General features: G+C 70.3%; 22 protein-coding genes. 1 reads left to right on the plus strand and 21 read right to left on the minus strand.

The window, feature by feature from the left end:
- Window positions 1–29: 29 nt before the first annotated feature.
- The 5 genes from ACZ69Q_RS24680 to ACZ69Q_RS24700 form a co-directional block, all read right to left on the minus strand.
- On the minus strand, window positions 30–1616 hold the full coding sequence (locus tag ACZ69Q_RS24680) for a Na+/H+ antiporter (protein WP_471045601.1): 1587 nt from the start codon (window positions 1614–1616) through the stop codon (window positions 30–32).
- A gap of 87 nt (window positions 1617–1703) precedes the next feature.
- Window positions 1704–2174 carry a GNAT family N-acetyltransferase gene (locus ACZ69Q_RS24685; protein ID WP_471045490.1) on the minus strand — a complete coding sequence of 157 codons (471 nt, stop codon included), beginning with the start codon at window positions 2172–2174 and terminating at the stop codon, window positions 1704–1706.
- Complete coding sequence (locus tag ACZ69Q_RS24690; protein ID WP_471045493.1) at window positions 2171–3115, minus strand: RluA family pseudouridine synthase; 945 nt, start codon at window positions 3113–3115, stop codon at window positions 2171–2173. The genes ACZ69Q_RS24685 and ACZ69Q_RS24690 overlap by 4 nt, the downstream gene beginning before the upstream one ends.
- Window positions 3116–3189: 74 nt before the next feature.
- The gene (gene lspA / locus ACZ69Q_RS24695; protein ID WP_471045496.1) at window positions 3190–3789 is read right to left on the minus strand and encodes a signal peptidase II; all 600 of its coding nucleotides are present in this window, start codon (window positions 3787–3789) and stop codon (window positions 3190–3192) included.
- A gap of 71 nt (window positions 3790–3860) precedes the next feature.
- Window positions 3861–4889: a TraR/DksA family transcriptional regulator gene (locus ACZ69Q_RS24700; RefSeq protein ID WP_471045498.1), complete on the minus strand. Its 1029-nt coding sequence runs from the start codon at window positions 4887–4889 to the stop codon at window positions 3861–3863.
- Between the two features lie 631 nt (window positions 4890–5520).
- Here ACZ69Q_RS24700 and ileS point away from each other — a divergent pair.
- Window positions 5521–8658 (plus strand): isoleucine--tRNA ligase, encoded by a 3138-nt coding sequence (gene ileS / locus ACZ69Q_RS24705; RefSeq protein ID WP_471045501.1) that lies wholly within the window; start codon window positions 5521–5523, stop codon window positions 8656–8658.
- Window positions 8659–8867: 209 nt separating this feature from the next.
- Here ileS and ACZ69Q_RS24710 read toward each other — a convergent pair whose 3' ends face one another.
- The 16 genes from ACZ69Q_RS24710 to rsmH all read right to left on the minus strand — a co-directional run bounded on the left by ACZ69Q_RS24710 (window position 8868) and on the right by rsmH (window position 26694).
- Entirely contained in the window at window positions 8868–10028 is a 1161-nt protein-coding gene (locus ACZ69Q_RS24710; protein ID WP_471045504.1) for a DivIVA domain-containing protein, read from the minus strand.
- 55 nt (window positions 10029–10083) lie between these two features.
- Window positions 10084–10371 carry a YggT family protein gene (locus ACZ69Q_RS24715; RefSeq protein WP_471045506.1) on the minus strand — a complete coding sequence of 96 codons (288 nt, stop codon included), beginning with the start codon at window positions 10369–10371 and terminating at the stop codon, window positions 10084–10086.
- A 50-nt stretch (window positions 10372–10421) separates the two neighbouring features.
- Window positions 10422–11063 (minus strand): cell division protein SepF, encoded by a 642-nt coding sequence (locus tag ACZ69Q_RS24720; RefSeq protein WP_030950524.1) that lies wholly within the window; start codon window positions 11061–11063, stop codon window positions 10422–10424.
- Window positions 11064–11188: 125 nt separating this feature from the next.
- A complete protein-coding gene (locus ACZ69Q_RS24725) occupies window positions 11189–11908 on the minus strand; it encodes a YggS family pyridoxal phosphate-dependent enzyme (RefSeq protein ID WP_471045509.1) in 720 nt (239 codons plus the stop codon).
- Window positions 11909–11914: 6 nt separating this feature from the next.
- Window positions 11915–12643, minus strand: a complete 729-nt coding sequence (gene pgeF / locus ACZ69Q_RS24730; RefSeq protein WP_471045510.1) for a peptidoglycan editing factor PgeF — start codon at window positions 12641–12643, stop codon at window positions 11915–11917.
- 10 nt (window positions 12644–12653) lie between these two features.
- Entirely contained in the window at window positions 12654–13850 is a 1197-nt protein-coding gene (ftsZ, locus tag ACZ69Q_RS24735; RefSeq protein ID WP_471045511.1) for a cell division protein FtsZ, read from the minus strand.
- Between the two features lie 287 nt (window positions 13851–14137).
- Window positions 14138–14935: a cell division protein FtsQ/DivIB gene (locus ACZ69Q_RS24740; RefSeq protein ID WP_471045513.1), complete on the minus strand. Its 798-nt coding sequence runs from the start codon at window positions 14933–14935 to the stop codon at window positions 14138–14140.
- 23 nt (window positions 14936–14958) lie between these two features.
- Window positions 14959–16053, minus strand: a complete 1095-nt coding sequence (murG, locus tag ACZ69Q_RS24745) for an undecaprenyldiphospho-muramoylpentapeptide beta-N-acetylglucosaminyltransferase (RefSeq protein WP_030955152.1) — start codon at window positions 16051–16053, stop codon at window positions 14959–14961.
- 6 nt (window positions 16054–16059) lie between these two features.
- Window positions 16060–17421: a putative lipid II flippase FtsW gene (gene ftsW, locus ACZ69Q_RS24750; RefSeq protein ID WP_471045516.1), complete on the minus strand. Its 1362-nt coding sequence runs from the start codon at window positions 17419–17421 to the stop codon at window positions 16060–16062.
- Window positions 17422–17524: 103 nt separating this feature from the next.
- Window positions 17525–18949, minus strand: coding sequence for a UDP-N-acetylmuramoyl-L-alanine--D-glutamate ligase (gene murD / locus ACZ69Q_RS24755; RefSeq protein ID WP_471045519.1), 1425 nt, complete (start codon window positions 18947–18949; stop codon window positions 17525–17527).
- Entirely contained in the window at window positions 18931–20004 is a 1074-nt protein-coding gene (mraY, locus tag ACZ69Q_RS24760; protein ID WP_471045522.1) for a phospho-N-acetylmuramoyl-pentapeptide-transferase, read from the minus strand. The genes murD and mraY overlap by 19 nt, the downstream gene beginning before the upstream one ends.
- Window positions 20001–21407 (minus strand): UDP-N-acetylmuramoyl-tripeptide--D-alanyl-D-alanine ligase, encoded by a 1407-nt coding sequence (locus tag ACZ69Q_RS24765; protein ID WP_471045525.1) that lies wholly within the window; start codon window positions 21405–21407, stop codon window positions 20001–20003. Before ACZ69Q_RS24765 ends, mraY begins: the two co-directional genes overlap by 4 nt.
- Window positions 21408–21411: 4 nt before the next feature.
- Window positions 21412–22941, minus strand: coding sequence for a UDP-N-acetylmuramoyl-L-alanyl-D-glutamate--2,6-diaminopimelate ligase (locus ACZ69Q_RS24770; protein WP_471045528.1), 1530 nt, complete (start codon window positions 22939–22941; stop codon window positions 21412–21414).
- A gap of 172 nt (window positions 22942–23113) precedes the next feature.
- Window positions 23114–25075, minus strand: a complete 1962-nt coding sequence (locus ACZ69Q_RS24775) for a peptidoglycan D,D-transpeptidase FtsI family protein (RefSeq protein WP_471045531.1) — start codon at window positions 25073–25075, stop codon at window positions 23114–23116.
- A 5-nt stretch (window positions 25076–25080) separates the two neighbouring features.
- Window positions 25081–25659: a cell division protein FtsL gene (gene ftsL / locus ACZ69Q_RS24780; protein WP_471045534.1), complete on the minus strand. Its 579-nt coding sequence runs from the start codon at window positions 25657–25659 to the stop codon at window positions 25081–25083.
- 78 nt (window positions 25660–25737) lie between these two features.
- Window positions 25738–26694 carry a 16S rRNA (cytosine(1402)-N(4))-methyltransferase RsmH gene (rsmH, locus tag ACZ69Q_RS24785; RefSeq protein WP_471045536.1) on the minus strand — a complete coding sequence of 319 codons (957 nt, stop codon included), beginning with the start codon at window positions 26692–26694 and terminating at the stop codon, window positions 25738–25740.
- Window positions 26695–26886: the final 192 nt, after the last annotated feature.

The raw sequence follows: 26886 nt of genomic DNA on the forward strand, positions 1-26886 counted from the left end.
CCTACGAAAAGGGGGCACCGGCAGCACGATCACCTGAGGCTGCGCACGTCCAAATGCCGCAGCACCCGGTCCACCACCTCGGGATCGGCCCCCGACTCGCTGCGCGCCGCCAGCACCTCGTGGCGTGCCGCGCTCAGCATCTCGCCCTGGATCCGCCGCACCCGCTTCAGCCGCCGCGCACGCTGCTGATGCGCCTCACGCCGCTCCTCCTCCCCCATCTCCGGGCTGATCCGCAGCCCGATGTCGAACGCCCGCCGCAGCATCTGCTCGGACAGCTCCTCCGGCAGATCCTCGACGGCCTCGATCTCCCGCAGCCGCCGCTTCGCCGCCTTGGCCGCGCGTACCGCGAGCTGCTTCTCGAACTCCTTCCCCTGCTCGCTGTCGGCGCGCACCCCGAGCCGTTTCACCAGCCACGGCAGAGTCAGCCCCTGCACCACCAGCGTCGCCATGATCACCCCGAACGCGATGAACACGATCTCGTTCCGGTCGGGGAAGGGAGCGCCCGAGTCGGTCTCCAGGGGGATGGCCAGCGCCAGGGCCACGGACGCCACGCCGCGCATCCCCGACCACCACATCACGACGGTCTCGCGCCAGCTCACCGGGATCTCCTCGTCCACGTCCCGCTTGGCGTGCAGCCGCTTGGTGAGCCAGGTGGCCGGCAGCAGCCACAGCAGCCGGACCACCACGACGACCCCGACCACCGTGGCCGCCCAGCCGAGCATCTCCTGCCAGCGCCCGGACGCCGTGCGCACCGCGATGTGCAGTTCGAGCCCGATCAGCCCGAACGCGACGCCGGTGACCAGCGTGTCGACGATGTCCCAGAAGGTGTGCCCGGCGAGCCGCGTCATCACGTCGTCGGCGTCGGTGGCGTACTCGGCGAGGAACAGGGCGGTGACGAGCACGGCGAGCACACCGGAGCCGTGCAGCTCCTCCGCCAGCACGTACGAGGCGTACGGCACGAGCAGCGAGAGCCCGATCTGGAGGGTCGCGTCCCCCAGCAGATCCATCAGCTTGTTGGCGCCCCACCCGAGGGCGAGCCCGACGGCCAGCGCGACGACGGCGGACAGAACGAGATCGAGTCCCGCCTCCCATGCGGTGAAGTCGCCGCTCACGGCGGCGGCGATGGCCACGTGGTAGAGCACGATGGCCGTCACGTCGTTGAAGAGCCCCTCGCCCTCCAGGATGGACACCAGACGCCTCGGCAGCCCGAGTTGTCCGGCGACGGCGGTCGCGGCGACCGGATCGGGCGGCGCGACGAGCGCGCCCAGCGCCACGGCGGCGGCGAGCGGCAGCCCCGGCACGATCGCGTGGGCGACCGCGGCCACGCAGAACGTCGTGACGAACACCAGCGCCACGGCGAGCAGGAAGATGGGGCGCACGTTCGCCGCGAACTGCCGCCACGAGGTGCGCCGTACGGCCGCGTACAGCAGGGGCGGCAGCAGCAGCGGGAGGATCAGATCCGGCGGCACGTCGACGTTCGGTACGAACTCCAGCAGCGCGAGCACGATCCCGAGCAGGGTCATCAGCACCGGCGCGGGCAGCCCGAACCGCTCCCCCACCGGGACACTCACCACGGCCCCGAGCAACAGCACGAACAACAGGGCCAACTGATCCACGGTCAGCGCTCCGGTGATCTCGGCTTCCACAGGCAGACCTCAAGCCTGCCACGGCGCCCTTCTCACCAGCGGCTGCGTGCCCCTCGGTTACAGAGCGCGCCGCATCGCCCGGTGCGGTATCCCCGCGTCCGGGAACTCCGGCCCGTACGCCACGTACCCCAGCCGCTCGTAGAACCCCAGGGCGTGCGTCTGCGCGTGCAGGTCGACGGCGGCGAGGCCGCGCGCGCGTGCCGCGTCCTCTATCGCCCGTACCAGGGCCGCCCCGACGCCCAGCCCGCGGGCCTGCTGCGTCACGGCGAGCCGCCCCAGCGACCCCACCGACGGGTCGCCGTCGGTCCTGGCCGCGGCCGCCTCGCCGTACAGCAGCCGCCCGGTCCCGAGCGGCAGCCCGTCCTCCCGGACCGCCAGCACATGCACGGCACCGGCGTCGTGGGCGTCGTACTCGATCTCCTGCGGGACGCCCTGCTCGACGACGAAGACCTCCTTGCGCACGGCGAAGCACGCCTCGCGGTCGGCCGGGTCTTCGGCGACCCGCACGGCATACGGCGCGGAGCTCATCCCCACGTCTCCTCGCGGACCTGGTCCAGCGCCTTCTGGAGGTCGGCCGGGTAGTCGCTCTCGAACTCCACCCACTGGCCGTCCCCCGGGTGCTCGAAGCCGAGCCGCACCGCGTGCAGCCACTGGCGGGTCAGCCGCAGCCGCTTGGCGAGCGTGGGGTCGGCGCCGTAGGTCAGGTCGCCGACGCAGGGGTGCCGGTGGGCCGCCATGTGGACGCGGATCTGGTGGGTGCGCCCGGTCTCCAGCTTCACGTCGAGCAGGGAGGCCGCGCGGAACGCCTCGATGAGGTCGTAGTGCGTGATCGACGGCTTGCCGTCGGCCGTGACCGCCCACTTGTAGTCGTGGTTCGGGTGGCGGCCGATCGGGGCGTCGATGGTGCCGCTGGTCGGGTCCGGGTGGCCCTGGACGAGCGTGTGGTACCGCTTGTCGACCGTGCGCTCCTTGAACTGGCGCTTGAGCGAGGTGTAGGCGCGCTCCGACTTGGCGACCACCATCAGGCCGGAGGTGCCCACGTCGAGGCGGTGGACGATGCCCTGACGCTCGGCGGCGCCGGACGTCGAGATCCGGTACCCGGCCGCGGCGAGCCCGCCGATGACCGTCGTCCCGCTCCAGCCCGGCGACGGATGCGCGGCGACGCCGACCGGCTTGACGATCACGACCACGTCATCGTCGTCGTGCACGATCTCCATGCCCTCGACCGGCTCGGCGACGATCTGCACCGGCGCGGGCGCACCAGGCATCTCGACCTCCAGCCAGGCCCCGCCGTGCACCCGCTCGGACTTCCCGACCACCGATCCGTCGACCGTGACCTTTCCCGCCGCGGCAAGCTCGGCCGCCTTGGTACGGGAGAAGCCGAACATCCGGGAGATGGCGGCGTCGACGCGCTCGCCCTCCAGGCCGTCGGGCACGGGCAGGGTTCGGATCTCGGGAATCGTGCTCACCCGACGAGTATGCCGGACCGGGCCGACACCCCCGTACGGAGCCTGTGGATAACGCTCGCAGTCCCTTGCGGGAATCAGTCCTTGTGCACGGTGCCGTCGGGGTCCAGCCCCCGGAACGACAGCAGCACGATCAGGATGCCACCGCACACGATCGCCGAATCGGCGAGATTGAACACGGCGAAGTGCTTGGGCGCGATGAAGTCCACGACCGCGCCCTCGAAGACGCCCGGCGAGCGGAAGATCCGGTCGGTCAGGTTGCCGAGCGCACCACCGAGCAGCAGGCCGAGCGCGATCGCCCAGGGCAGGCTGTACAGCTTGCGGGCGAGCCGGGCGATCACCACGATCACCGCCGCCGCGATCACCGTGAAGATCACCGTGAAGGCCTCGCCGAAGCCGAAGGCCGCGCCCGCGTTACGGATCGCCTCGAACTTCAGCCAGTCCCCGATGATCTCTATCGGCGGATGGTGCTCGAGCTTGGCGACCACGATCATCTTGCTGATCAGGTCGAGGGCGTACGCGAACACCGCGACGCCGAACAGCACGGCGATCCGGCGCCTGCCCCGGGGCCGCTCGGCCGCAGCGCCCTGCGACGTGTCGCCGCCGGACTGCTCCGGCTCGGCCGCCGCCGGCTCTGGGGTATCCGGCGTACCGATGATGCGCTCCGCCTCTGCCACGTGAGTCCCTCGACCTAGGTACCTGACTGAGGACGAGAGTACGACACGTCCCCCGGGGCCCGGGCCACCGGTCAGTACCGCCGTTCCTGCTTCTGCTTGCACTCGACGCACAGGGTCGCGCGCGGGAATGCCTGCATACGGGCCTTGCCGATCGGGTTCCCGCAGTTCTCGCACAGGCCGTAGGTGCCCGCGTCGAGCCTCTCCAGGGCGCGCTCGGTCTGGATGAGCATCTCGCGGGCGTTCGCGGCGAGCGCCAGCTCGTGCTCGCGCGTGATGTTCTTGGCGCCGGTGTCGGCCTGGTCGTCGCCCGCGCCGTCCCCGGAGTCCCGCATCAGGCCGACGAGGGACTGCTCGGACGACTCGATCTCGTTGCGCAGCCGCATCTCCTCGGCCATCAGCTCGGCCCGCGCCTCCTCGACCTCCTCCGAGGTCCAGGGGTCCTCACCGGGGCGCACCGCGAGCTCGCCGGGCTCCACCGCCGCGGCGACGCGTGCCTTGGGAACGGCGGTCTTGGCCGCCGTGGCCGTGCCAGGGGTCTTCTTCGCAACCACCGTCGTGGCTCCCGTCTGCTCCGCGGCCTGCGCCGCGCCCACCTTCTTGACCCTGCTCTCGGCGGCCGCCGGTTTCCCGGCCGCGCTCTTCTTGGCGGCGCTCTTCTTGGCAGTGCTCTTCTTGACGGCACCCTTCTTGGCCGCGGCCTCCTCGGCCTGGCCCTTCTCGGCCACGGCCTCCTCGGCCGCTCGTCCCTTCGCCGCCTTCCTCTTGGACGCGGTCTTGCCGGCTGCCGCCTGCTCGGCCTCCCCCGCCTCCTTGAGGGCCTCCCCCTCAGCCGCCTTCTCCTTGCCGACGGCCTTCTTGCCGGCCGCCTTCTTCCCGGCCGCCTTGGGAGCGGCGGCCGTTTTCTTCCCCGCAGCCTTGCCGGCCGCCTTGGCGGTCTCCTGGCCGGCCCCTTTCCGGCCCTTCTCCTTCTCCTCCGCGGCGACCACCTGTGCGGCCTTCTTCCCGTGAACGTCCTTGGCCGCCCCACCGGAGGCACCGGCACGCACATGGGTGGATCTGCTCGACGCCGACTGCTGTACGGCGGTCTTCTTCGCCACCATGCCGCGGCCCCTTCACATATTGTGATCTTGCTCGCGAATCGTGCTGGGACGATAAATCGACTTGAGTCCCGCGGCAACGGGGCACACCGCCCGATTCGCCCGCCTCGCGCATGCCGCGCGGCAGACCTGCATGCGTTGTGCCCAGCTCCCCGCGGGGTATGCCGACGAGCCGGACGTCCCAGAATCCGAACAGACGTACCGCACCATTCGGGTCATCGCGGCCCACACCCGAGCCCGAATCCGAGCCCCGCCCCGATCCCGGGCCTCGGCACCCGTCCCCGCGCCCGGGAAAACCGGTCGGCCGCTGTCCGCGCGGCGCCGTACACTGGGCGGAGCGAAAAGCGTGGATGGGGACGAGTAGCGGCGTACGCAGCCCAGAGCGACCCGGGGACGGTGGAAGCCCGGGGGCGAGCGCGACGTGAAGATCACCCCGGAGCCGCCGGAGGAAAGCCTTGCGAGGGCGAGTAGAACCGGCATCGCGACCCCAATGAGGGGGCTCGCCGACGCACACCCCGCGTCGGAGGGCCAAGGAGGGTGGTACCGCGGGAGCGCGCCGAAACCGGCGTAAGGAAAGACTCGGCTCTCGTCCCTCCGGACGGAAGGCAGCAAGTCCGCCGGAGGAAGCTCGCTGATGACAACGCCGACGTACCGCCAGGTGCCCGCCCAGGTCGACCTGCCCGCGCTCGAGCACGCGGTGCTCGACTTCTGGCGCGAGCAGAAGATCTTCGCCAAGAGCCTGGAGCAGTCCGAGGGCCGCCCCGAGTGGGTGTTCTACGAGGGCCCGCCCACCGCCAACGGCATGCCCGGCGCCCACCACATCGAGGCCCGCGTCTTCAAGGACGTCTTCCCCCGCTTCCGCACCATGCGCGGCTACCACGTGGCCCGCAAGGCCGGCTGGGACTGCCACGGCCTCCCGGTGGAGCTGGCGGTCGAGAAGGAGCTCGGCTTCAGCGGCAAGAAGGACATCGAGGCGTACGGCATCGCCGAGTTCAACGCCAAGTGCCGCGACTCCGTGCTGCGCCACACCGACGCCTTCTCCGACCTGACGACCCGCATGGGCTACTGGGTCGACCTCGACGACGCCTACGTCACGATGGAACCCGAGTACATCGAGTCCGTCTGGTGGTCGCTGAAGGAGATCTTCAACAAGGGCCTGCTGGTCCAGGACCACCGCGTCGCCCCCTGGTGCCCGCGCTGCGGCACCGGCCTGTCCGACCACGAGCTGGCACAGGGCTACGAGACGGTCGTCGACCCGTCCGTGTACGTCCGTTTCCCGCTCACCTCCGGTCCGCTCGCCGGCGAGGCCGCCCTCCTGGTGTGGACGACCACGCCCTGGACGCTCGTCTCCAACACGGCCGTGGCCGCGCACCCCGAGGTCACCTACGTCGTCGCGACCAATGGCGAGGAGAAGCTCGTCGTCGCCGAGCCGCTCGTCGCCAAGGCCCTCGGCGAGGGCTGGGAGACCACCGGCCAGACCTTCACCGGCGCCGAGATGGAGCGCTGGACGTATCAACGTCCCTTCGAGCTCGTGGAGTTCCCGGCCGAGGCCCACTACGTGGTCAACGCCGAGTACGTCACGACCGAGGACGGCACGGGTCTGGTCCACCAGTCCCCCGCCTTCGGTGAGGACGACCTCAAGGTCTGCCGCGCGTACGGCCTGCCGGTGGTGAACCCGGTCCGCCCGGACGGCACCTTCGAGGAGGACGTCCCCCTGGTCGGCGGCGTCTTCTTCAAGAAGGCGGACGAAAAGCTCACCGAGGACCTCCAGCAGCGCGGTCTGCTCTTCAGGCACATCCCGTACGAGCACAGCTACCCGCACTGCTGGCGCTGCCACACCGCGCTGCTCTACTACGCGCAGCCGTCCTGGTACATCCGCACCACCGCCATCAAGGACCGCCTCCTCCAGGAGAACGAGGACACCAACTGGTTCCCGGAGACGGTCAAGCACGGCCGGTACGGCGACTGGCTGAACAACAACATCGACTGGGCGCTGTCCCGCAACCGCTACTGGGGCACCCCGCTGCCGATCTGGCGCTGCGAGGACGACCACCTCACCGTGGTCGGCTCCCGCGCGGAGCTCACCGAGCTGACCGGCACCGACCAGTCGGGCCTGGACCCGCACCGCCCGTTCATCGACGACGTCACCTTCGACTGCCCGAGTTGCGCGAAGACGGCCACGCGCGTGCCGGAGGTCATCGACGCCTGGTACGACTCGGGCTCGATGCCGTTCGCGCAGTGGGGCTACCCGTACAAGAACAAGGAGCTGTTCGAGGCCCGCTATCCGGCGCAGTTCATCTGTGAGGCCATCGACCAGACCCGCGGCTGGTTCTACACGCTGATGGCGATCGGCACGCTGGTCTTCGACAAGTCGTCGTACGAGAACGTCGTCTGCCTCGGCCACATCCTCGCCGAGGACGGCCGCAAGATGTCCAAGCACCTGGGCAACATCCTCCAGCCGATCCCGCTGATGGACCAGCACGGCGCCGACGCGGTCCGCTGGTTCATGGCGGCCGGCGGCTCCCCGTGGGCGGCACGCCGCGTGGGCCACGGCACGATCCAGGAGGTCGTCCGCAAGACCCTCCTGACGTACTGGAACACGGTCGCCTTCCAGGCCCTGTACGCCCGCACGTCGAACTGGGCGCCCTCCGCGGCCGACCCGGCCCCGGCCGACCGCCCGGTCCTGGACCGCTGGCTGCTGTCCGAACTGCACGCGCTGGTCGACCAGATGACCCAGTCCCTGGACGCCTACGACACCCAGCGCGCCGGCAAGCTCCTCTCGGCGTTCGTCGACGACCTGTCCAACTGGTACGTACGCCGCTCGCGTCGCCGCTTCTGGCAGGGCGACAAGGCGGCCCTGCGCACGCTGCACGAGGTCGTCGAGACGGTCACCAAGCTGATGGCCCCGCTGACCCCGTTCATCACCGAGCGGGTCTGGCAGGACCTGATCGTCCCGGTCACCCCCGGCGCCCCGGAGTCGGTCCACCTCTCCTCCTGGCCGGAGGCGGACCTGTCGGCGATCGACCCGGAGCTGTCGAAGCAGATGGTCCTGGTGCGCCGGCTGGTCGAGCTGGGCCGTGCCACGCGCGCGGAGTCGGGCGTCAAGACCCGCCAGCCGCTGTCCCGGGCCCTGGTGGCCGTCGCGGGCTTCGAGACCCTCGACTCCGAGCTGCACGCGCAGATCACCGAGGAGCTGAACGTCTCGTCGCTGGCGTCGCTGTCCGAGGTCGGCGGCAGCCTGGTGGACACCACCGCCAAGGCCAACTTCCGCGCCCTGGGCAAGCGGTTCGGCAAGCGCGTCCAGGACGTGGCGAAGGCCGTAGCGAACGCCGACGCGGCGGCGCTGTCCCTGGCCCTGCGCGAGGGCACGGCCTCGGTGGAGGTCGACGGTGAGACGGTGACGCTCGCCCCGGACGAGGTGATCATCACGGAGACCCCGCGCGAGGGTTGGTCGGTCGCCTCCGACTCGGGCGCGACGGTCGCCCTCGACCTGGAGATCACGGAGGAGCTGCGCCGGGCGGGCCTGGCCCGTGACGCGATCCGCCTGATCCAGGAGGCCCGTAAGAACAGCGGCCTGGACGTGGCCGACCGCATCGCCCTGCGCTGGACGGCGATGGACCCGGCGACGATCGCGGCGCTCGGCGGGCACGCCGAGTTGATCGCCGACGAGGTCCTGGCGACGGACTTCGCCCAGGGCGAGGCGGACGACACGTACGGCTCCGCCTTCACGGACGAGGGACTGACCCTGACGTTCCGCCTGCGCAAGCAGTAGCGAGCCTCAGCAGCACGACCGAAGGCCCGGGACCGCCAAAGAATCTTGGTGGTCCCGGGCCTTCGGCGTTGCGTACGTCGGACACCACACCCACCCCCGAACAAACACCGCAGACTCCGCGAACACGCGTAGCAAAAGGGCGGGGCCCCGGATCAATATCCGGGGCCCCGCCCTGAACGCTGCCGACGCCTACGGCGTACTACCAACCGTCAGTTGTCGTCCTCGTCGATGAGGAACCCGCGCATCGGCGACGGGGCCTGGCCCATGGGGCCCGGACCCTGCGGCCGGACCGGAGCCATCGGCTGGGTCATCGCCGGGGACATCTGCTGCTGACCGCCGTAGGACGGAGCAGCCGGAGACGGGGCGCCGCCCATCGTCTGGTTGCCGCCGTACGACGGGGCACTCGCGCCGGCCGGTGCCATGGAAGGCGCCGGGGACGGCGGGAGGGACGCCGCAGCGGGCGTGCGCGGCGGGGCGAGCGAGTCGTCCGCCTGAGTCTCGAGCTGGCGCAACTGGGACTCGAGGTAGGACTTCAGCCGCGTGCGGTACTCGCGCTCGAAGCCGCGCAGGTCCTCGACCTTGCGCTCCAGCGTGGCGCGGGCGGACTCCAGGGAGCCCATCGCGACGCGGTGCTTCTCCTGCGCGTCCCGCTCCAGGGCGTCGGCCTTGGCACGGGCGTCACGCTCAAGACCCTCGGCACGCGAACGCGCCTCGCCGACGATCTTGTTGGCCTCGGAACGAGCCTCGGCGATCGCCTGGTCAGCGGTCTGCTGCGCGAGCGACAGAACGCGCGCGGCGCTGTCGCCGCCGGGGCCGCCCTGACCGGGACCGCCCATCGGGCCACCCATAGGACCGCCCATCGGGCCGCCCATCTGCTGCATGGGGGGCTGGCCCATCGGCCCCGGACCCTGGCCCATCGGACCGGGACCCTGAGGGCCACCCTGACCGCCGGGACCGGCGGGCAGCTGCGGGGCACCGCTCGGCAACTGGGGCGGACCACCCATGGGGCCACCCATCTGCTGCTGCGGCGGGCCCGATATGCCGGCGGGTACGGGAGCCCCGGGACCGCGCATGCCCTGCTGGGGCATGCCGCCCTGAGGCATTCCACCCTGCTGGGGCATACCGCCCTGCTGCTGGTCCTGCGGACCGCCGGGCCCCTCCGGAGGCTTGCGCATGTTCTGCTGGTTCTGGGCAGCAGCACGCGTGGCCGCGGCCAGCTTGGCGCGCAGGTCCTCGTTCTCGCGGAGCAGGCGCGTCAGTTCGGCTTCGACCTCATCGAGGAAGGCATCGACCTCGTCCTCGTCATAGCCTTCTCGGAGGCGGACGGTCGTGAACTGCTTGTTCCGCACGTCCTCGGGGGTCAACGGCATCTCTTCACCTCAACGTAGTCGTCGGCAGTCGGCAAGACCGTATCTGTCACATCGTTCACATCGCGCCTCGTACCAACGTGATCAGGATGTAGATGACGATCAGCAGCACGAAGAAGGACAGGTCGAGCGCCACGCCCCCGAGACGCAGCGGCGGGATGAACCGCCGCAGAAGCTTCAGCGGTGGATCAGTGACAGTGTAGGTGGCCTCCAGAACGACCACCATCGCCTTGCCGGGTTGCCATGAGCGGGCGAACTGGAAGACGTAGTCCATGACCAACCGGAAGATGAGCACGATGAGGAACACCATCAGCGCGATGTAAAGAACCTGCAAGACCACGCTCATGACTGGTGCTTCCCTCTCCCCTGTTCCGTGCTGTCTTCCGGTCGTGCGTCTCAGCTCTGGTTGAAGAACCCGCCCTCTGCGATGCGGGCCTTGTCCTCCGCCGTGACATCGACGTTAGCAGGCGACAACAGGAACACCTTCTGCGTCACCCGCTCGATGCTGCCGTGAAGACCAAACACCAAACCAGCCGCAAAGTCGACAAGTCGCTTTGCGTCTGTGTCATCCATCTCAGTCAGATTCATGATCACCGGGGTGCCCTCACGGAAGTGTTCCCCGATGGTACGGGCCTCGTTGTAGGTCCGGGGGTGAAGTGTGGTGATCCGGTACGGCTCTCGTTCCGACACGACCTTGGGCATGATCACCGGTGCGTTCTTCTCCAGGCTTGCGCGTTCTTGTGTGATGGACGCCACGGGCGCGATGCGCGCCGGGCGGCCGGATTCCGCGGGTAGCGAAGTCGCACGGGCCACAGGCTCACGAGGCGCGGGCGGCTGCACGATTCGCACCTCTTCGTCCCTTTGGGACTGATGTGCACTGTGCGACTGGTGGGACGGCTCATGCCGTCGGTGGTCCCGCTCGGGCTCCGGGTCCAGTTCGGGCTCGAAGTCGTCATCGGGGTCGAACCCCCGGCCGTCGTACCCATCGTCCTCCACGAGGCCGAGGTAGACCGCCATCTTGCGCATCGCGCCGGCCATTCTCTGAGTCCTCCGCTCTGTGGTGGATCGGCGACTGCCAAGTGCCCGCGATCCACGGGGTCGTTACGCCAGCCTTTCGGCGACATTGACCATATTTTCTGCTGTGGTCCGACTTCTTGGCGACGTTACCCGAGCCTGGGGCGGACTCCGAGTACCGCAGTGCCGACGCGCACATGTGTCGCACCCGCCGCCACCGCCTCTTCGAGATCCGCACTCATCCCTGCCGACACCATGTTCGCAGTCGGATGAGCTCGGCGCAGGTCGGTCGACAAATCCATCAACCGCTCGAACGCCGCCTGTTGGCGACCCGCGAACTCCCCGGTGAGGGGAGCGACGGTCATCAGCCCGTCCAGCCGCAAACCGGGAGCCTTCGCGACGAGTCCGGCCAACTCTTCGATGCCGCCCGGCGCCACACCGCCCCTCTCGCCCCGCGCGCTCTCGCCGGCGTCCAGCGCCACCTGGATCAGGCAGCCCACCTCGCGCTCCTGCCGCACGGCCTCCTTCGAGAGCGCCGTCACCAGCCGGGAGCGGTCGACCGACTGCACGAGGTTCGCGTAACCGACCACGGACCGCACCTTGTTGGTCTGCAACTGCCCGACGAAGTGCCAGGCGAGGGGCAGATCCGAGCATTCGGCGGCCTTGGGCGCCGCGTCCTGGTCACGGTTCTCGGCGACGTCGCGCACACCGAGTTCCGACAGGATCCGCACATCGTCCGCGGGGTAGGTCTTGGTGACCACGATCAGGGTCACCTCCTCGCGGGCACGTCCGGCAGCAGCACAGGCGGCGGCGATTCGTTCCTCCACCTGCGCCAGGTTTGCGGCGAGTTCGCCCTTACGGTCCGTCATGTCCATTCAGTCCAGCCAGACATATCCCGCGAGCCGCCCTGTGGTGCGGTCGCGGCGGTACGAGAAGTGATCGCCCGACTCCAGCGTGCACACCGGTGACTGCGCCCGGTCGTGCACTCCGAGCCGCGCGAGCTGGGCGTGCACCCCGGCGGCCACGTCCACCGCCGGCGTGCCCCAGCTCGTCTCGGCGTACGCCGTCGGCTCCTCGGCGGCCACCTCGGCGCGCATCGCCTCCGGCACCTCGTAGCACCGGCCGCAGACGGCGGGGCCGGTGCGGGCGACGATCCGGGCGGGGTCGGCGCCCAGTTCCGTCATCGCGCGTAGCGCCGCCGGGACGACCCCGGCGATCATGCCGGGCCGCCCCGCGTGGGCCGCGGCGGCGATCCCGGCGACGGGGTCGGCCAGCAGGACCGGCACGCAGTCGGCGGTGAGGACGGCGAGGGCGAGACCCCGCCGTGCCGTGACGATCGCGTCGACCTCGGGCACCGGACGATCACGCCATGGTCCGTCGACCACGGTGACGTCCGCCCCGTGCACCTGGTTCATCCAGACGACGTCGCCCGGGTCCAGCCCGAGCGACTTGGCGGCGAGCTCACGGTTGGCCGTCACGGTCACGGGGTCGTCGCCGACCGCTCCGCCGAGGTTGAGCTGCTCATACGGAGCGGCGCTCACCCCGCCCCACCGGTCGGTGAAAGCGAAGTGCGCGCCGCTCACGGTGTCGCGCTGTCCTATCACGTCAGAAGGATCACTTAAGGAAGTCCGGGACGTCCAGCTCCTCCGCCGCGCTGTCGGCGTAGGTCCGGGACGGCGGGACCGGCGGGGCGACCGGGATGTCGGCCACCGGCTCCGGCGCGGGCTCCGGCTCCTCCTTCGGCGTGACGCTGCCGAGCGAGCCGAAGGACGGGCGGCTCTCGGGCTGGCGTGCCGGAGCGGGCTCCTCGCGGCGGGGCGAGGAGGAGGTCGAGCCGAGGACGTTGTCCCGGCGGGCCGGCGGCTGGCCGCCGTCGAAGCCGGCGGCGATCACGGTGACCCGGACCTCGTCGCCGAGGGCGTCGTCGATGACCGCGCCGAAGATGATGTTGGCCTCGGGGTGGGCGGCCTCGCTGACGAGCTGGGCCGCTTCGTTGATCTCGAACAGGCCGAGGTCGGAGCCGCCGGAGATGGAGAGCAGCACGCCCCGGGCGCCGTCGATGGACGCCTCGAGCAGCGGCGAGGAGATCGCCATCTCGGCGGCGGCCACGGCGCGGTCATCGCCGCGGGCCGAGCCGATGCCCATGAGGGCCGAACCGGCCTCGGACATGACCGACTTGACGTCGGCGAAGTCGAGGTTGATCAGGCCGGGCGTGGTGATGAGGTCGGTGATGCCCTGGACACCGGAGAGCAGGACCTGGTCGGCCGACTTGAAGGCGTCGAGCACCGAGACCTGGCGGTCCGAGATGGACAGCAGCCGGTCGTTCGGGATGACGATGAGGGTGTCGACCTCTTCGCGGAGTTCGGCGATGCCGTCCTCGGCCTGGTTGGCGCGGCGCCGTCCCTCGAAGGTGAACGGGCGGGTGACCACACCGATGGTGAGGGCACCCAGGGAGCGGGCGATGTTGGCCACGACGGGCGCGCCGCCGGTGCCGGTGCCGCCGCCTTCACCGGCCGTCACGAAGACCATGTCGGCCCCCTTGAGGACCTCCTCGATCTCCTCGCGGTGGTCCTCGGCGGCCTTGCGGCCGACGGCCGGGTTGGCTCCGGCGCCGAGTCCGCGGGTGAGTTCCCGGCCGACGTCGAGCTTGACGTCGGCGTCGCTCATCAACAGCGCCTGTGCGTCAGTGTTGATGGCGATGAACTCGACGCCCTTGAGACCGACCTCGATCATCCGGTTGATGGCATTGACACCACCGCCGCCGACACCGATGACTTTGATGACTGCGAGGTAGTTCTGCGGTGCTGCCACGTCGAAGGCCTCTCGCCTCGAGTTACGGGTCGTCGGTTCACAAGAAGCGCTCCGCTTCTGGAACCGGCGACTGATGCCGAATGGGACGGTCCGTAGCGCCGACCCGAACCCTAACCCTGAAGTTTAGGGTTACCAGTGTGTCTGTTCCTTGAAGTCTTCTGAACAGGACACTAAGTCGACAAGTGGCGCACGTTCAACGAACACGCCGAACCTCCCGTTTTTCTTTTCACCCTATGTGATCAGCCATGTCGCTGCCCAACCAGGGTGTTGGCCTGCGCAGATGTGCGTCAACTCCCCGATGACGCGGGGGCGGTGGGAACGCTCACGTCGAAGTACCGCGCACGCGGCGAGGCTTTCATGAGAGCGGTGAGTGTGCGAGCCTTGGCGGCTCCCTTCTCGCCACTCCCCCACGCGACGATCCTGCCGTCCCGCAACTCCAGCGAGATGTCGTCGTAGGAACGGACCTTGACGACCAGGGTGTCGTGGGAGACGGCGGCCGGAATGGCGCCCGCGACCCGGACCGCCTCGCGCACCAGACGGCCCTCTCCGAAGCGGCGCAGGCTCGCGGCGGCGGAGCTCGACCGGGACACCGTCAATTCCAGTGCGGGAACGCCTTTCGGAGGCGTGGAAACCGTGGCGAAACGGACACCTTCATCGTCCACTTCGATGAACTTTCCGTCTTTTTGCACCATCAGAACCGGAGTACGCTCCATCACTTTCAGGCTGATTCCATGGGGCCAGGAGCGGACTACGTCAACCTCGTCAATTCGGGGCAATTTCCGGCGCAGGCGCGCCTCAATCGCATCGGTGTCGACGGAAATCAGTGGTGCCCCGACGGGGACGTCGGCCGCCTCGCGGACCTGCTCGGGCGTCAGAACCCGGGTTCCCGCGACCGATACGCGCTCGACGCGCAGCCACTTGGAGCCGTAGAGCAGCCACACGGAGCCCGCGCCCAGGAGCACGAGGACCACGGTAATGATGATGATCGTACGAAGGCGCGACACCCTCAACCGCCGCCGGGCGAGGGGCGGGTCGGACGACTCGTGCTGGCGTTCACCGCGCTCGGCGGTCGTCGGTCCGGCCACGCTCCCTGCCCTCCGTCACACGGTTACTGGCGGCGGTGCGAGGCGATCGCCTCGTACACCATGCCGACGAGCAGGTCGTCGGCGTCCCGGCGGCCGAATTCGCTTGCGGCGCGGGACATCTCGTACAGCCGGTGCGGGTCGGCGAGCACGGGCAGGACGTTCTGCTGCACCCATTCGGGCGTGAGTTCCGCGTCGTCGACCAGCAGCCCGCCGCCGGCCTTGACCACCGGCTGGGCGTTCAGCCGCTGTTCGCCGTTGCCGATGGGCAGCGGGACGTAGGCGGCGGGGAGCCCGACGGCGGAGAGTTCGGCGACGGTCATCGCGCCCGCGCGGCAGAGCATCATGTCGGCCGCGGCGTACGCGAGGTCCATCCGGTCCAAGTAACTTACCGGGATGTAGGGGGGCATCCCCGGCATCTGGTGCACCTGCGGCAGTTCGTTCTTCGGACCGACCGCGTGCAGGATCTGGATTCCGGCCTGCTGGAGCCAGGGCGCGACCTGCTGGACGACCTCGTTCAGCCGCCGTGCGCCCTGCGAGCCGCCGGAGACCAGCAGCGTCGGCAGGTTCGGGTCGAGCCCGAACATCGCGCGGGCCTCGGGGCGGCGGGCGGCCCGGTCCAGGGTGGCGATGGTGTGGCGCAGCGGGATGCCGATGTAGCGGGAGTTGCGCAGCTTGCTGTCGGGCGTTGCGACGGCTACCTGGGCGGCGTAGCGCGAGCCGATCTTGTTGGCCAGGCCCGGGCGGGCGTTGGCCTCGTGGATGATGATCGGCACGCCGAGGCGCTTGGCGGCGAGGTAGCCGGGCAGGGCGACATAGCCGCCGAAGCCGACCACGGCGTCCGCCTTGGTGCGCTCCAGGATCTGCTCGGTCGCCTTGATCGTGCCGCGCAGCCGGCCCGGGACGGTGATCAGCTCGGGAGTGGGCTTGCGCGGCAGCGGGACCGCCGGGATGAGTGCGAGTTCATAGCCACGCTGTGGAACGAGCTTGGTCTCCAGGCCGCGCTCCGTGCCCAGGGCCGTGATCCCCACGGTCGGGTCCTGCCTGCGCAGGGCGTCCGCGAGGGCGAGCGCGGGCTCGATGTGGCCGGCGGTCCCCCCACCGGCGAGTACGACATGCACCGAAATTCACCGCTCTCCGGACGAACGCGCCGCCGAGGCACGCCGTCGCATCGTGTTCCATCTCCGAGGCCCCCGGTCACGCACGGCGCCTCCCGCACGCTTTCTACCAAAGCGGGGTTGCCGCACGGAAAGCGCTGCCCGCGCAGCGGGCTCGTCGCGTGCGAACGCGATGAGCAGCCCGATGGCGAACATGGTCGGCAGCAGGGCGGACCCTCCGTACGAGAACAGCGGCAGGGGGACGCCGGCGATCGGCAGCAGGCCGAGCACCGCACCGATGTTGATCACAGCTTGCGCGGTGATCCAGGTGGTCACGCCTCCCGCGGCGTACCTCACGAAGGGGTCCTCCGTGCGTCCGGCCACGCGGATACCCGCATAGCCTAGAGCCGCGAAGAGGGCGAGCACCGACAGCGTCCCCGCCAGGCCCAGTTCCTCACCGGTGACGGCGAAGATGAAGTCGGTGTGGGCTTCCGGTAGTTGGCCCCATTTCTCCACACTCGCACCCAGCCCGGAGCCGAAGATTCCGCCAGACGCGAGCGCATAGATGCCGTGCACGGCCTGCCAGCAGTCGATCGCGCCGCTGCGCGGTTCCGTGGCGCCCAGGCACTGGAGGCGGGCCATGCGGTTCGCGCTGGTCTTGATCAGGACCAGCCCGATCAGTCCGGCGACCGACAGGACCCCGACGAACAGCCGGGTCGGGGCACCCGCCAGCCACAGCAGGCCGAACAGGATCGCCGACAGGATGATCGCCGTACCCATGTCGCCGCCGAGCATGATCAGCCCGAGCAGCATGAAGGCGACCGGGACGAGCGGCACCAGCATGTGCTTCCACTGGTTCAGCAGCTTCTTGTCCTGCTTGCGGGCGATCAGGTCGGCGCCCCACAGCACGAGCGCGAGCTTGCCGAACTCACTGGGCTGGATCTGGAAGGAGCCGCCGAGGGCGATCCAGTTCTGGTTGCCGTTGACCGCGACTCCTATCCCGGGCACCTGCACCAGCGCCATCATGAAGACGGCGCCCGCGAGGATCGGGTAGGCCAGCGCCCGGTGCAGCTTCACCGGCATCCGGGAGGCGGCGAACAGCAGCCCGGCACCGATCACGGCGGCGAGGAGCTGCTTGCGGAAGAAGTACGACCCGGGCAGCGACATCTGCAGCGCGGTGATCTGGGAGGCCGAGTAGACCATCACCAGACCGAGCACGGTGATCAGCAGGCTGCCGCCGAGGATCAGGTAGTACGCGGTCAGCGGCCGGTCCCACGCCCGCTGCAGACGTGTGTAGAGCCGCCGTACCGGGTTGTCGCGCGGCGGCCCCGGAGTCGCGGGCCTGCGAACGGCCCGCTGCACGGGCGGCCGGCCCGTACGGCTACCGGGCATGGGCGCTCACCGCTTCGCCGTGGGCGTACGAACCGTCCGGCCACATCCGAGTCACGCGTCCCTCCAAGGGTCCCGAAGCACCCGCTGTGGCCGAGACCCGCCGTCAGGCGCCCGCGCCGAGTTCGCGAACCGCTTCCGCGAACGCGTCACCGCGCTGGTTGTAGTTGGCGAACATGTCCATCGAGGCACACGCGGGGGCGAGGAGCACCGTGTCGCCGGGCCGGGCGAGCCGCTGCGCCTCTTGGACTGCCGCGAGCATCGCCCCAGTGTCGGTCCGGTCGAGGTCGACGACGGGTACTTCCGGCGCGTGTCGCGCGAGGGCTTCTCGGATCAGACCACGATCGGCGCCGATGAGGACGGCCGCGCGCAGGTGCCCGGCCGACTTGGCGACCAGCTCCTCGAATACGGCGCCCTTGGCGAGCCCGCCGGCGATCCACACGATGGACTCGTACGCCGCCAACGAGGCTTCCGCCGCGTGCGTGTTGGTGGCCTTGGAGTCGTCGACGTACGAGACCCCGGCGACGTCCGCCACGTGAGCGATGCGGTGGGCGTCCGGGGTGAACGCCCGCAGGCCGTCCCGCACGGCAGTGGGAGGCACCCCGAAGGCCCGGGCGAGGGCCGCCGCCGCAAGGGCGTTGGCGATGTTGTGCGGGGCCGGCGGGTTGACGTCGGAGACCTCGGCGAGCTCCTGGGCGTTCTTCTGCCGGTTCTCGACGAAGGCGCGGTCGACGAGGATGCCGTCGACGACGCCGAGTTGGGAGGGGGCCGGGGCGCCGAGGGTGAAGCCGATGGCCCGGCAGCCCTCCTCGACGTCCGCCTCGCGCACCAGGTCCTCGGTGGCCTTGTCGGCGACGTTGTAGACGCAGGCGACGCGGTTGCCTTCGTAGATGCGGCCCTTGTCGGCGGCGTACGCCTCCATGGAGCCGTGCCAGTCGAGGTGGTCGGGCGCGAGGTTCAGCACGGCAGCCGAGTGCGCCCGCAGGGAGGGCGCCCAGTGGAGCTGGTAACTGGACAACTCCACGGCGAGGACGTCGTACTGCTCCTCGCCGAGCACCGCGTCCAGCAGTGAGACGCCGATGTTGCCGACTGCGGCGGTGCGCAGGCCCGCCGCCTTCAGGATCGAGGCCAGAATCTGGACGGTCGTGGTCTTGCCGTTGGTGCCGGTGACGGCGAGCCAGGGCGCGGCGTCCGGGCCGCGCAGCCGCCAGGCGAGCTCGACGTCGCCCCAGATCTCGACGCCCGCGGCACGGGCCGCGGTGAACAGCGGCTTGTCCGGCTTCCAGCCGGGCGCGGTGACGATCAGTTCGGTGCCTTCGGGCAGGGTCGCCCCATCACCGAGGCGCACGGTGATGCCCAGCGCCTCGAGTTCGGCCGCCTGGGCACGCGCGCGTGCGTCGTCGCCGTCGTTGACGACGGTGACCTTCGCGCCGAGGCCGTGCAGCACCTTGGCCGCCGGGATCCCGGAGACGCCGAGCCCGGCGACGGTGACGTTCTTCCCCTGCCAGTCGGTCACTTGTCCGCTGCCCATCCCGCGTAGAAGAGGCCCAGTCCGACGATCACACAGATGCCCTGAATGATCCAGAAGCGGACCACGACGAGCACTTCGGACCAGCCCTTGAGTTCGAAGTGGTGCTGGAGTGGCGCCATGCGGAAGACACGCTTGCCGGTGAGGCGGAAGGAACCGACCTGGATGACCACCGACATGGTGATCAGCACGAACAGGCCGCCGAGGATGGCGAGCAGCAGCTCGGTGCGGGAGCAGATGGCGAGACCCGCGAGCGCGCCGCCGAGGGCCAGCGAACCGGTGTCACCCATGAAGATCTTGGCCGGCGAGGTGTTCCACCACAGGAAGCCGAGGCAGGCACCCATCAGCGCCGAGGAGACGACGGCGAGGTCGAGTGGATCTCGCACTTCGTAACAGGCGCCCGGGTTGGTCAGGGTCATCGCGTTGGCGCAGGACTCCTGGAACTGCCATACGCCGATGAAGGTGTAGGCGCCGAAGACCAGCACGGAGGCGCCGGTGGCGAGGCCGTCCAGACCGTCCGTCAGGTTCACGCCGTTCGACATGGCGAGGATCATGAACAGCGCCCAGACGACGAACAGCACCGGGCCGATGGACCAGCCGAAGTCCTGCACGAAGGAGAGCTTGGTGGAGGCCGGGGTGTTGCCGCGGTTGTCCGCGAACTGGAGCGAGAGCACCGCGAAGGCGATACCGCCGAGGAGCTGGCCGGCCATCTTGGCCTTGGCCCGCAGACCCAGCGAGCGACGCTTGACGATCTTGATGTAGTCGTCCAGGAAGCCGACCAGACCCATGCCGCCCATCAGGCCGAGCACCAGCAGGCCCGAGTAGGTCACGGGCTTTCCGGTGATCACCTTCGACAGGAAGTACGCCACGATCGTGGCCAGGATGAAGGCGATGCCACCCATGGTCGGGGTACCGCGCTTGCTGGCGTGCTCGCGCGGGCCGTCGTCGCGGATGTACTGGCCGTAGCCCTTGCGGGCGAGGAGCTTGATCAGCAGCGGTGTGCCGATCAGTGTCAGGAAGAGTCCGATGACACCAGCGAACAGGATCTGATTCATCATCGGGCGTCGACCTCACCCTGGGCGCCGCCCGCGAGCAGCGCCTCGGCGATGCTCTCCAGACCCACCGAACGGGACGCCTTCACGAGCACGACGTCCCCTGGGCGCAACTCGCTGCGCAACAGGTCGACCGCCGCCTGTGCGTCGGACACGTGCACCGACTCCTCACCCCACGAACCCTCGTTATATGCGCCCAGTTGCAGCCAGGACGCTTCCCTGCCCCCGACCGCGACGAGCTTGCTGACGTTGAGCCGGACGGCGAGCCGTCCGACCGCGTCGTGCTCGGCGAGCGCCTCGTCCCCGAGCTCGGCCATCTTGCCGAGCACCGCCCACGTACGGCGTCCCTTTCCCATGGCCGCCAGCGCCCTGAGGGCGGCTCGCATGGACTCGGGGTTCGCGTTGTAGGCGTCGTTGACGATGGTCACGCCGTCCGGGCGCTCTGTGACCTCCATACGCCAGCGGGAGAGGGAGCCCGCCTCGGAGAGCGCGGTGGCGATCTCACTTGCGGACATGCCCAGCTCATGGGCGACGGCGGCCGCGGCGAGCGCGTTCGACACGTGGTGCTCACCGTACAGGCGCATGGTCACATCGCTGCACCCGGAGGGTGTGTGAAGCATGAAGGACGGCTGTCCGCTGTCCGTGAGGCGCACGTTCTCGGCGCGTACGTCCGCTTCGCCGGACTCTCCGAAAAGGATCACCTTCGCCTTCGTACGGGATGCCATGGCCCGTACGAGGGGATCGTCGGCGTTGAGGATCGCGGCGCCGTCCTTGGGCAGGCTCTCCACGAGCTCGCCCTTGGCCTGCGCGATCTGCTCGCGGCCGCCGAACTCGCCGATGTGGGCGGTCCCGACGTTGAGGACGAGGCCGATCCTCGGCGGGGTCAGATCGGCGAGGTAGCGGATGTGGCCGATGCCCCGCGCGCCCATCTCCAGGACGAGGAACCTGGTGTCCTCGGTGGCGCTGAGGGCGGTGAGCGGCAGCCCGATCTCGTTGTTGAGCGAGCCCGGCGTGAACACGGTCGGCGCCTTGCTCCGCAGCACCTGGGCGATCAGGTCCTTGGTGCTGGTCTTGCCGGCCGAGCCGGTCAGCGCCACGAGGGTCGCGCCGAGCCGCTGGACGACATGACGGGCGAGGGCGCCGAGCGCCTTCTGCACGTCCGGCACGACGATCGCCGGCACGCCCACGGGCCGCGAGCCCAGGACGGCGACCGCGCCGGCCGCGACGACGGCCTCGGCGAAGTCGTGGCCGTCCACGCGCTCGCCTGCGAAGGCGACGAAGAGGCTGCCGGGCTCCACTTCACGGGAGTCCCGGACGACGGATCCGGTGACATGGACCGACGGATCCGGTATGTCGTGAGTCTGCCCGCCGACGACTTCTGCGATCTCGGCGAGAGAGAGGGCGATCACAAGTTCATCCCTGGGTCTTCTGGATAGCTTCGCGAAGCACCTGGCGGTCGTCGAAGGGACGGACCACTCCGGCGATGTCCTGGCCCTGCTCATGGCCCTTGCCCGCGACCAGCACCGTGTCGCCGGGCTGGGCGCGCGCGACGGCCGCGGCGATCGCGGCGGCCCGGTCCTCGAAGACCTGGACCTCGCCACGCTCGTGCACCGGCACGGACGCCGCGCCCTGGAGCATGGTTGCGAGGATCGCGAGCGGGTCCTCGGAGCGGGGGTTGTCGGAGGTCAGTACGGCGGTGTCGGCGAGCCGGGCCGCGGCGGCGCCCATCGGCTCCCGCTTGGTCTTGTCACGGTCCCCGCCGCAGCCGAGCACCACGTGCACCCTGCCCTCGGTGACCTTGCGCAGTGCCTTGAGCACCGACTCGACGGCGTCGGTCTTGTGGGCGTAGTCCACGACCGCGAGATACGGCTGCCCGGCGTCCACCCGCTCCAGGCGGCCCGGCACACCCGGCACGGCGGCCACGCCGTCGGCCGCGGTCTGCGCGTCGAGGCCGGCGGCGGCCAGGGCGACGATGGCGGCGAGGGTGTTCGCCACGTTGAAGGGGCCCGGCAGCGGCGAAGTGGCGGCGATGCGCTCGCCCTTGGGGCCGATCACCGTGAACGTGGCGTCCATCGGGCCGACCTCGACGTCCTCGGCGCGCCAGTCGGCGTCGGGGTGGCCCTCGGCGGAGAAGGTGACGACCGGGACGGTGGCCTCCTCGGCGAGCCTGCGGCCGTACTCGTCGTCGAGGTTGACGACGCCGAGTCTGCTGCGTTTCGGCGTGAAGAGCTGCGCCTTGGCCCGGAAGTAGTCCTCCATGTCGGAGTGGAACTCCATGTGTTCCGGGCTGAGGTTGGTGAACACCGCGATGTCGAAGACGCAGCCGTCGACCCGGCCGAGGACCAGCGCGTGGCTGGAGACCTCCATGGCGACCGCGTCGACGCCGCGTTCGCGCATGACGGCGAACAGGGCCTGGAGGTCGGTGGCTTCGGGGGTGGTCCGCTCCGACTTGATGCGCTCGTCGCCGATGCGCATCTCGACCGTGCCGATGAGGCCGGTCGACCTGAGCGTCTTCAGGCCGCCCTCGACGAGGTAGGCGGTGGTGGTCTTGCCGGATGTGCCGGTGATGCCGATCTGGAGCAGATCGCGGCCGGGGTGGCCGTAGATCGTGGCCGCCAGTTCGCCCATCTGCCCGCGCGGGTCCTCCACGACCAGGACCGGCAGTCCCGTCTCCGCGGCGCGTTCGGCGCCGGTCGGGTCGGTCAGCACCGCGGCCGCGCCGAGGCCGGCGGCCTGCGTGACGAAGTCGGCGCCGTGCAGGCGGGCGCCCGGGAGGGCGGCGTACAGGTCGCCGGGACGGACGGCGCGCGAGTCATGGGTGATGCCCGTGACCTCGGCGGAGCCGTCCTGGTGTTCCGGCGCGGGGACACCCAGTTGGCCGGCGAGCTCCGCGAGGGGTGTGGCGGAGACCTGGGCCGGCCTGGGCGGTCCCGGATACGTCACAGGATGCCCCTTCTGGGTGGTTTGGGACTGATCAGCGTGTGGCACGGCGGTGAGCGTACCGGGCGCACCGGCATGAGAGCGAAGTGAGGGGCTGGGCGTGCCCTGGTTCCCGGAGTCGGGGGTGATCGTTGTCACGAGGTGGTTCCTGGCTGCTCGGTGCTGATCAGGGTGGTCAGGGTTTGTAGGCGACCGGGAGCTTGGCGGCCTTGGCCCCGGTCGGCGGGACCTGGAGGGTCTTCAGCGCGAACTCCATCACCTGCTTGTAGATGGGGCCGCAGATCTGGCCGCCGAAGTAGTTGCCCTGGGTGGCGTTCTGGATGGCGCAGTACACGGTGATCCGGGGGTTGTCGGCGGGCGCGAAGCCGGCGAAGGAGGACGTGTAGCCGCGGTACTTTCCGGTGGCCGGATCCACGCGGTTCGCCGTACCGGTCTTGCCCGCGACCCGGTAGCCGGGGATGCGCGCCTTGGTACCGGTGCCCTCCCGGTCGCCCACCACCGACTCCAGCATCTGGGCGAGGGTCCTCGCCGTCCGGGCGCTGATGACCCGGGTCTTCTTGGGCTTCGCCGCCTCGGTGAACTGCCCGTCGGGTCCCTCGGTGCCGCGCACCAGCGTGGGTTCGACGCGTACGCCGCCGTTGGCGATCGTCGAGTAGATCGATGCGGCCTGCATCGCGTTGAGGGACAGACCCTGGCCGAAAGGAATCGTGTACTGCTGCGAGGTCGACCACTTGTCCGGGGCGGCCAGGATGCCGGGCGTCTCGCCGGGGAAGCCGAGCCCGGTGTAGCTGCCGAGGCCGAACTTGCGCAGGTAGTCGTAGAGGACCCGGTTGGACTGCCGCTGCGTCTTGCCGAGCTGGCCGGTGGCGAGGATGGTGCCGATGTTGCTGGACTTGGCGAGCACGCCGTTGAGCGTGAGGTACCAGGTCTCGTGGTCGATGTCGTCCTTGAAGAGCCGGTCTCCGCGGTGCAGCCGGTTGGGCACGATGACATGCGTGCCGGGCGTGGCCACGTCCTCCTCCAGTACGGCGGCCATCGACATGACCTTCGCGGTGGAGCCGGGTTCGTAGGCGTCCTGGAGGGCGGCGTTGCCCATGTTCGCGCTGCTGGCCTCGGAGAGGTCGTTGGGGTCGAAGCCGGGCGAGTTGGCCATGGCGAGGATCTCGCCGGTGCGGGTGTCCTGGACGATCACATAGCCGCGGTCCGCCCTGGACTCCTCCACCTGCTTGGTGATCGCGTTCTGCGCGGCCCACTGGATGTCGCGGTCGATGGTGAGCTCGACGTCGCTGCCGGGCACGGCGGGCGTCTCGGTGGAGTTCACCGTGGGGACCTGCCGGCCGCCGGACTGGGCGTAGCGGATCTCGCCGTCCGTGCCGGACAGCGCCTTGTCGAGCTGCTGCTCGACACCGCCGCCGCCCTTGCCGTCGGAGTTGACCCAGCCCAGTATCCCGGCGGCGAGATCTCCGTTGGGGTACACCCGCTTGCTGCTGGCGACGGAGAGGACGCCCGCGAGGACGTTGACCGCGCTCTTGTCGGTCTCCGCCTTGGTTGCCAGCGCGCTCTTCAGGTCCTTGATCTGCTTCCAGACCTGCGGGGTCTGGCGGCTGGCCAGCAGGGTGTAGCGCAGGTTCCTGTTCGCCGGCCGGAGCTTGTTGACGATCTTCTGCTGGTCCTGGCCGAGGATCGGGGCGAGCAGCGCGGCCGCCTGCTCGGGGCCGTCGTCGATCTTCAGTTGGTCACGGGAGAACAGCGTGGGGTCGGCCGTGATGTCGTACGCGTCCACGCTGGTCGCCAGCGCCACGCCGTTGCGGTCGGTGATGCCGCCGCGCTCGGCGGCCAGGGTGTAGCCGACGTAGCGGTTCTTCTCGGCCTTGGCGGCATAGGTGCTCGCGTCGACGCCCTGCACCTGCAGCAGCCGTACGACGAAGGCGATCAGGACGAGCGTCAGGGCCAGGCTGACCATGCGCAGCCGGGGGCGGGGGCTGCCGAGCCTGATGGCGACGGGCGCCCCGGGACGTGGGCGTGCCGGGCGGCGGGCCGGGCGGGCGCCGGGGCCCGGGCGCCGCTGGGCGCCGCCGGAGCGGGCGGGCTTCGCGGGTCCGGGCACGCGACGGCGCGGCGGTTCCCTGTCGGACACTTCCGTCACCTGCCGGGGGTCGGGTACGTGGAGGACTGGGCGGACGGGGCGGGCTGCTGGAGGGGGGTCGTGTACTGAGGCACGGTCTGCGCCGTGACCTGGCCGGCCGCGGGCCGGGACGCGTCCGGGGTGGCCGCGGGCTCGGGCTCGACCGGTGTCGTCGCGAGCGAGCCGGGGATGGCCTCGGGGGCGAGGGGGCCGCGGGCCGCGATCTGCCCGGCGGGCGCGGCGCTGGGGACGCCCTTGACCGTTCCGTCCGGATCGAGGAAGGCGGGGTCGCCGCCCGGGACCATGCCGAGTTCCCGGGCCCGGCGCTGGAGGGCGTCGGGGGCGGAGTAGGCGTCGATGTCCCGCTGAAGGGACTGCTCCTCGTCGGTGAGGGCCTTCGTCTCCTTCTGGAGGTCGTCCTTCTGGAACGCACCCTCGCTCAGGGCGGAGTTCAGTACGAGAAGGCCGATGAGGCCGCCGCCGAGGAGAAGGACGACCAGGAGGACGAAGGGGGCGCGGGCGGCCTGCCCGGCGCCCGGGGGGAAGAGCCGCGCGAGCCGGGCGGCCCGCCCCCTCAGTTCGGGTTTCCTACTCACTCGCCCTCCCCCGGGTCCGCTTTTCCAACCGATGGGTTCGCATCGTGGACCCGGGCTCCCGCCCCTGCCTCACGGCCTTCATTCGATGGACTCCCTGATGCGCTCGGCCCCGCGCAGGCGCGCCGGTGCCGCGCGCCGGTTCTCGGCGATCTCTTCCTCGGTGGGAAGTTCGGCACCGCGCGTCAGCAGCTTGAGCCGGGGCTGGTACTGCTCGGGGACGACGGGCAGCCCGGGCGGGGCGGTGTTGGCGGCGCCGGCCGCGAACACCTGCTTGACCAGCCGGTCCTCCAGCGAGTGGTACGACAGCACGGCGATCCGACCGCCGACGGCGAGGGCCTGGACGGCGCCCGGGATCGCCCGCTCCAGGACGGAGAGCTCGCCGTTGACCTCGATGCGCAGCGCCTGGAAGGTGCGCTTGGCCGGGTTGCCGCCGGTGCGCTTGGCGGCCTGCGGCAGCGCGTCCCGGATCAGCTCCACGAGCCGCGCGCTGTTGCTGAACGGCTCCTTCTCGCGCTCGCGCACGACAGCGGCCACGATCCGCTTGGCCTGCTTCTCCTCGCCGTAGGCGCGCAGGATCCGGACGAGCTCGCCGGGCGGGTAGGTGTTGAGGACCTCGGCGGCGCTGATGCCGGTCGTCTGGTCCATGCGCATGTCGAGGGGGGCGTCCTGCGCGTAGGCGAAACCGCGGTCGGCCTCGTCGAGCTGCATGGAGGAGACGCCCAGGTCGAACAGGACGCCCTGCACGCGCGCGATGCCGAGCCTGGCCAGTACGTCAGGGAGCTCGTCGTAGACGGCGTGCACCAGGGTGGCGCGCTCGCCGTACGGGGCCAGCCGCTCGCCGGAGAGGCGCAGGGCCTCCTTGTCGCGGTCGAGGGCGACGAGCCGGGCCTCGGGGAACTGTGTCAGAAGGGCCTCGCTGTGGCCCCCCAGGCCGAGCGTGCAGTCGACGACGACCGCTCCCGGCCGCTGAAGGGCGGGGGCCAACAGGTCCAGGCACCGCTGGAGCATCACCGGGACGTGTCGACTGGAACTCAAGGGGCCCTCTCAGATCCGGCAGGGCGGTACGCACCGCCGGGTCCCCGCCCGCTCGTGAAGGGGAGGCCTGCCGGCGCCGGAAGCGTCAGCCGACCGGGAGCGGGAGGAGGCCGAGCCGTACGTACGCGCCGCGCACGCGGGGAGATCTCCGGAAAAATCGCCGGTGTCTCCGGGAAAAACAGTCCAGCAGGG

Source organism: Streptomyces sp. NPDC036764, from assembly GCF_055609385.1.

Bases quoted from the DNA above. Each gene is read 5' to 3' on its own strand.
- ACZ69Q_RS24685 (WP_471045490.1), bottom strand. From the start codon at position 2,174: ATGAGCTCCGCGCCGTATGCCGTGCGGGTCGCCGAAGACCCGGCCGAC.
- ACZ69Q_RS24700 (WP_471045498.1), bottom strand. From the start codon at position 4,889: ATGGTGGCGAAGAAGACCGCCGTACAGCAGTCGGCGTCGAGCAGATCC.
- ileS (WP_471045501.1), top strand. From the start codon at position 5,521: ATGACAACGCCGACGTACCGCCAGGTGCCCGCCCAGGTCGACCTGCCC.
- ACZ69Q_RS24710 (WP_471045504.1), bottom strand. From the start codon at position 10,028: ATGCCGTTGACCCCCGAGGACGTGCGGAACAAGCAGTTCACGACCGTC.
- ACZ69Q_RS24715 (WP_471045506.1), bottom strand. From the start codon at position 10,371: ATGAGCGTGGTCTTGCAGGTTCTTTACATCGCGCTGATGGTGTTCCTC.
- ACZ69Q_RS24720 (WP_030950524.1), bottom strand. From the start codon at position 11,063: ATGGCCGGCGCGATGCGCAAGATGGCGGTCTACCTCGGCCTCGTGGAG.
- ACZ69Q_RS24725 (WP_471045509.1), bottom strand. From the start codon at position 11,908: ATGACGGACCGTAAGGGCGAACTCGCCGCAAACCTGGCGCAGGTGGAG.
- ftsW (WP_471045516.1), bottom strand. From the start codon at position 17,421: ATGCCCGGTAGCCGTACGGGCCGGCCGCCCGTGCAGCGGGCCGTTCGC.
- murD (WP_471045519.1), bottom strand. From the start codon at position 18,949: ATGGGCAGCGGACAAGTGACCGACTGGCAGGGGAAGAACGTCACCGTC.
- mraY (WP_471045522.1), bottom strand. From the start codon at position 20,004: ATGATGAATCAGATCCTGTTCGCTGGTGTCATCGGACTCTTCCTGACA.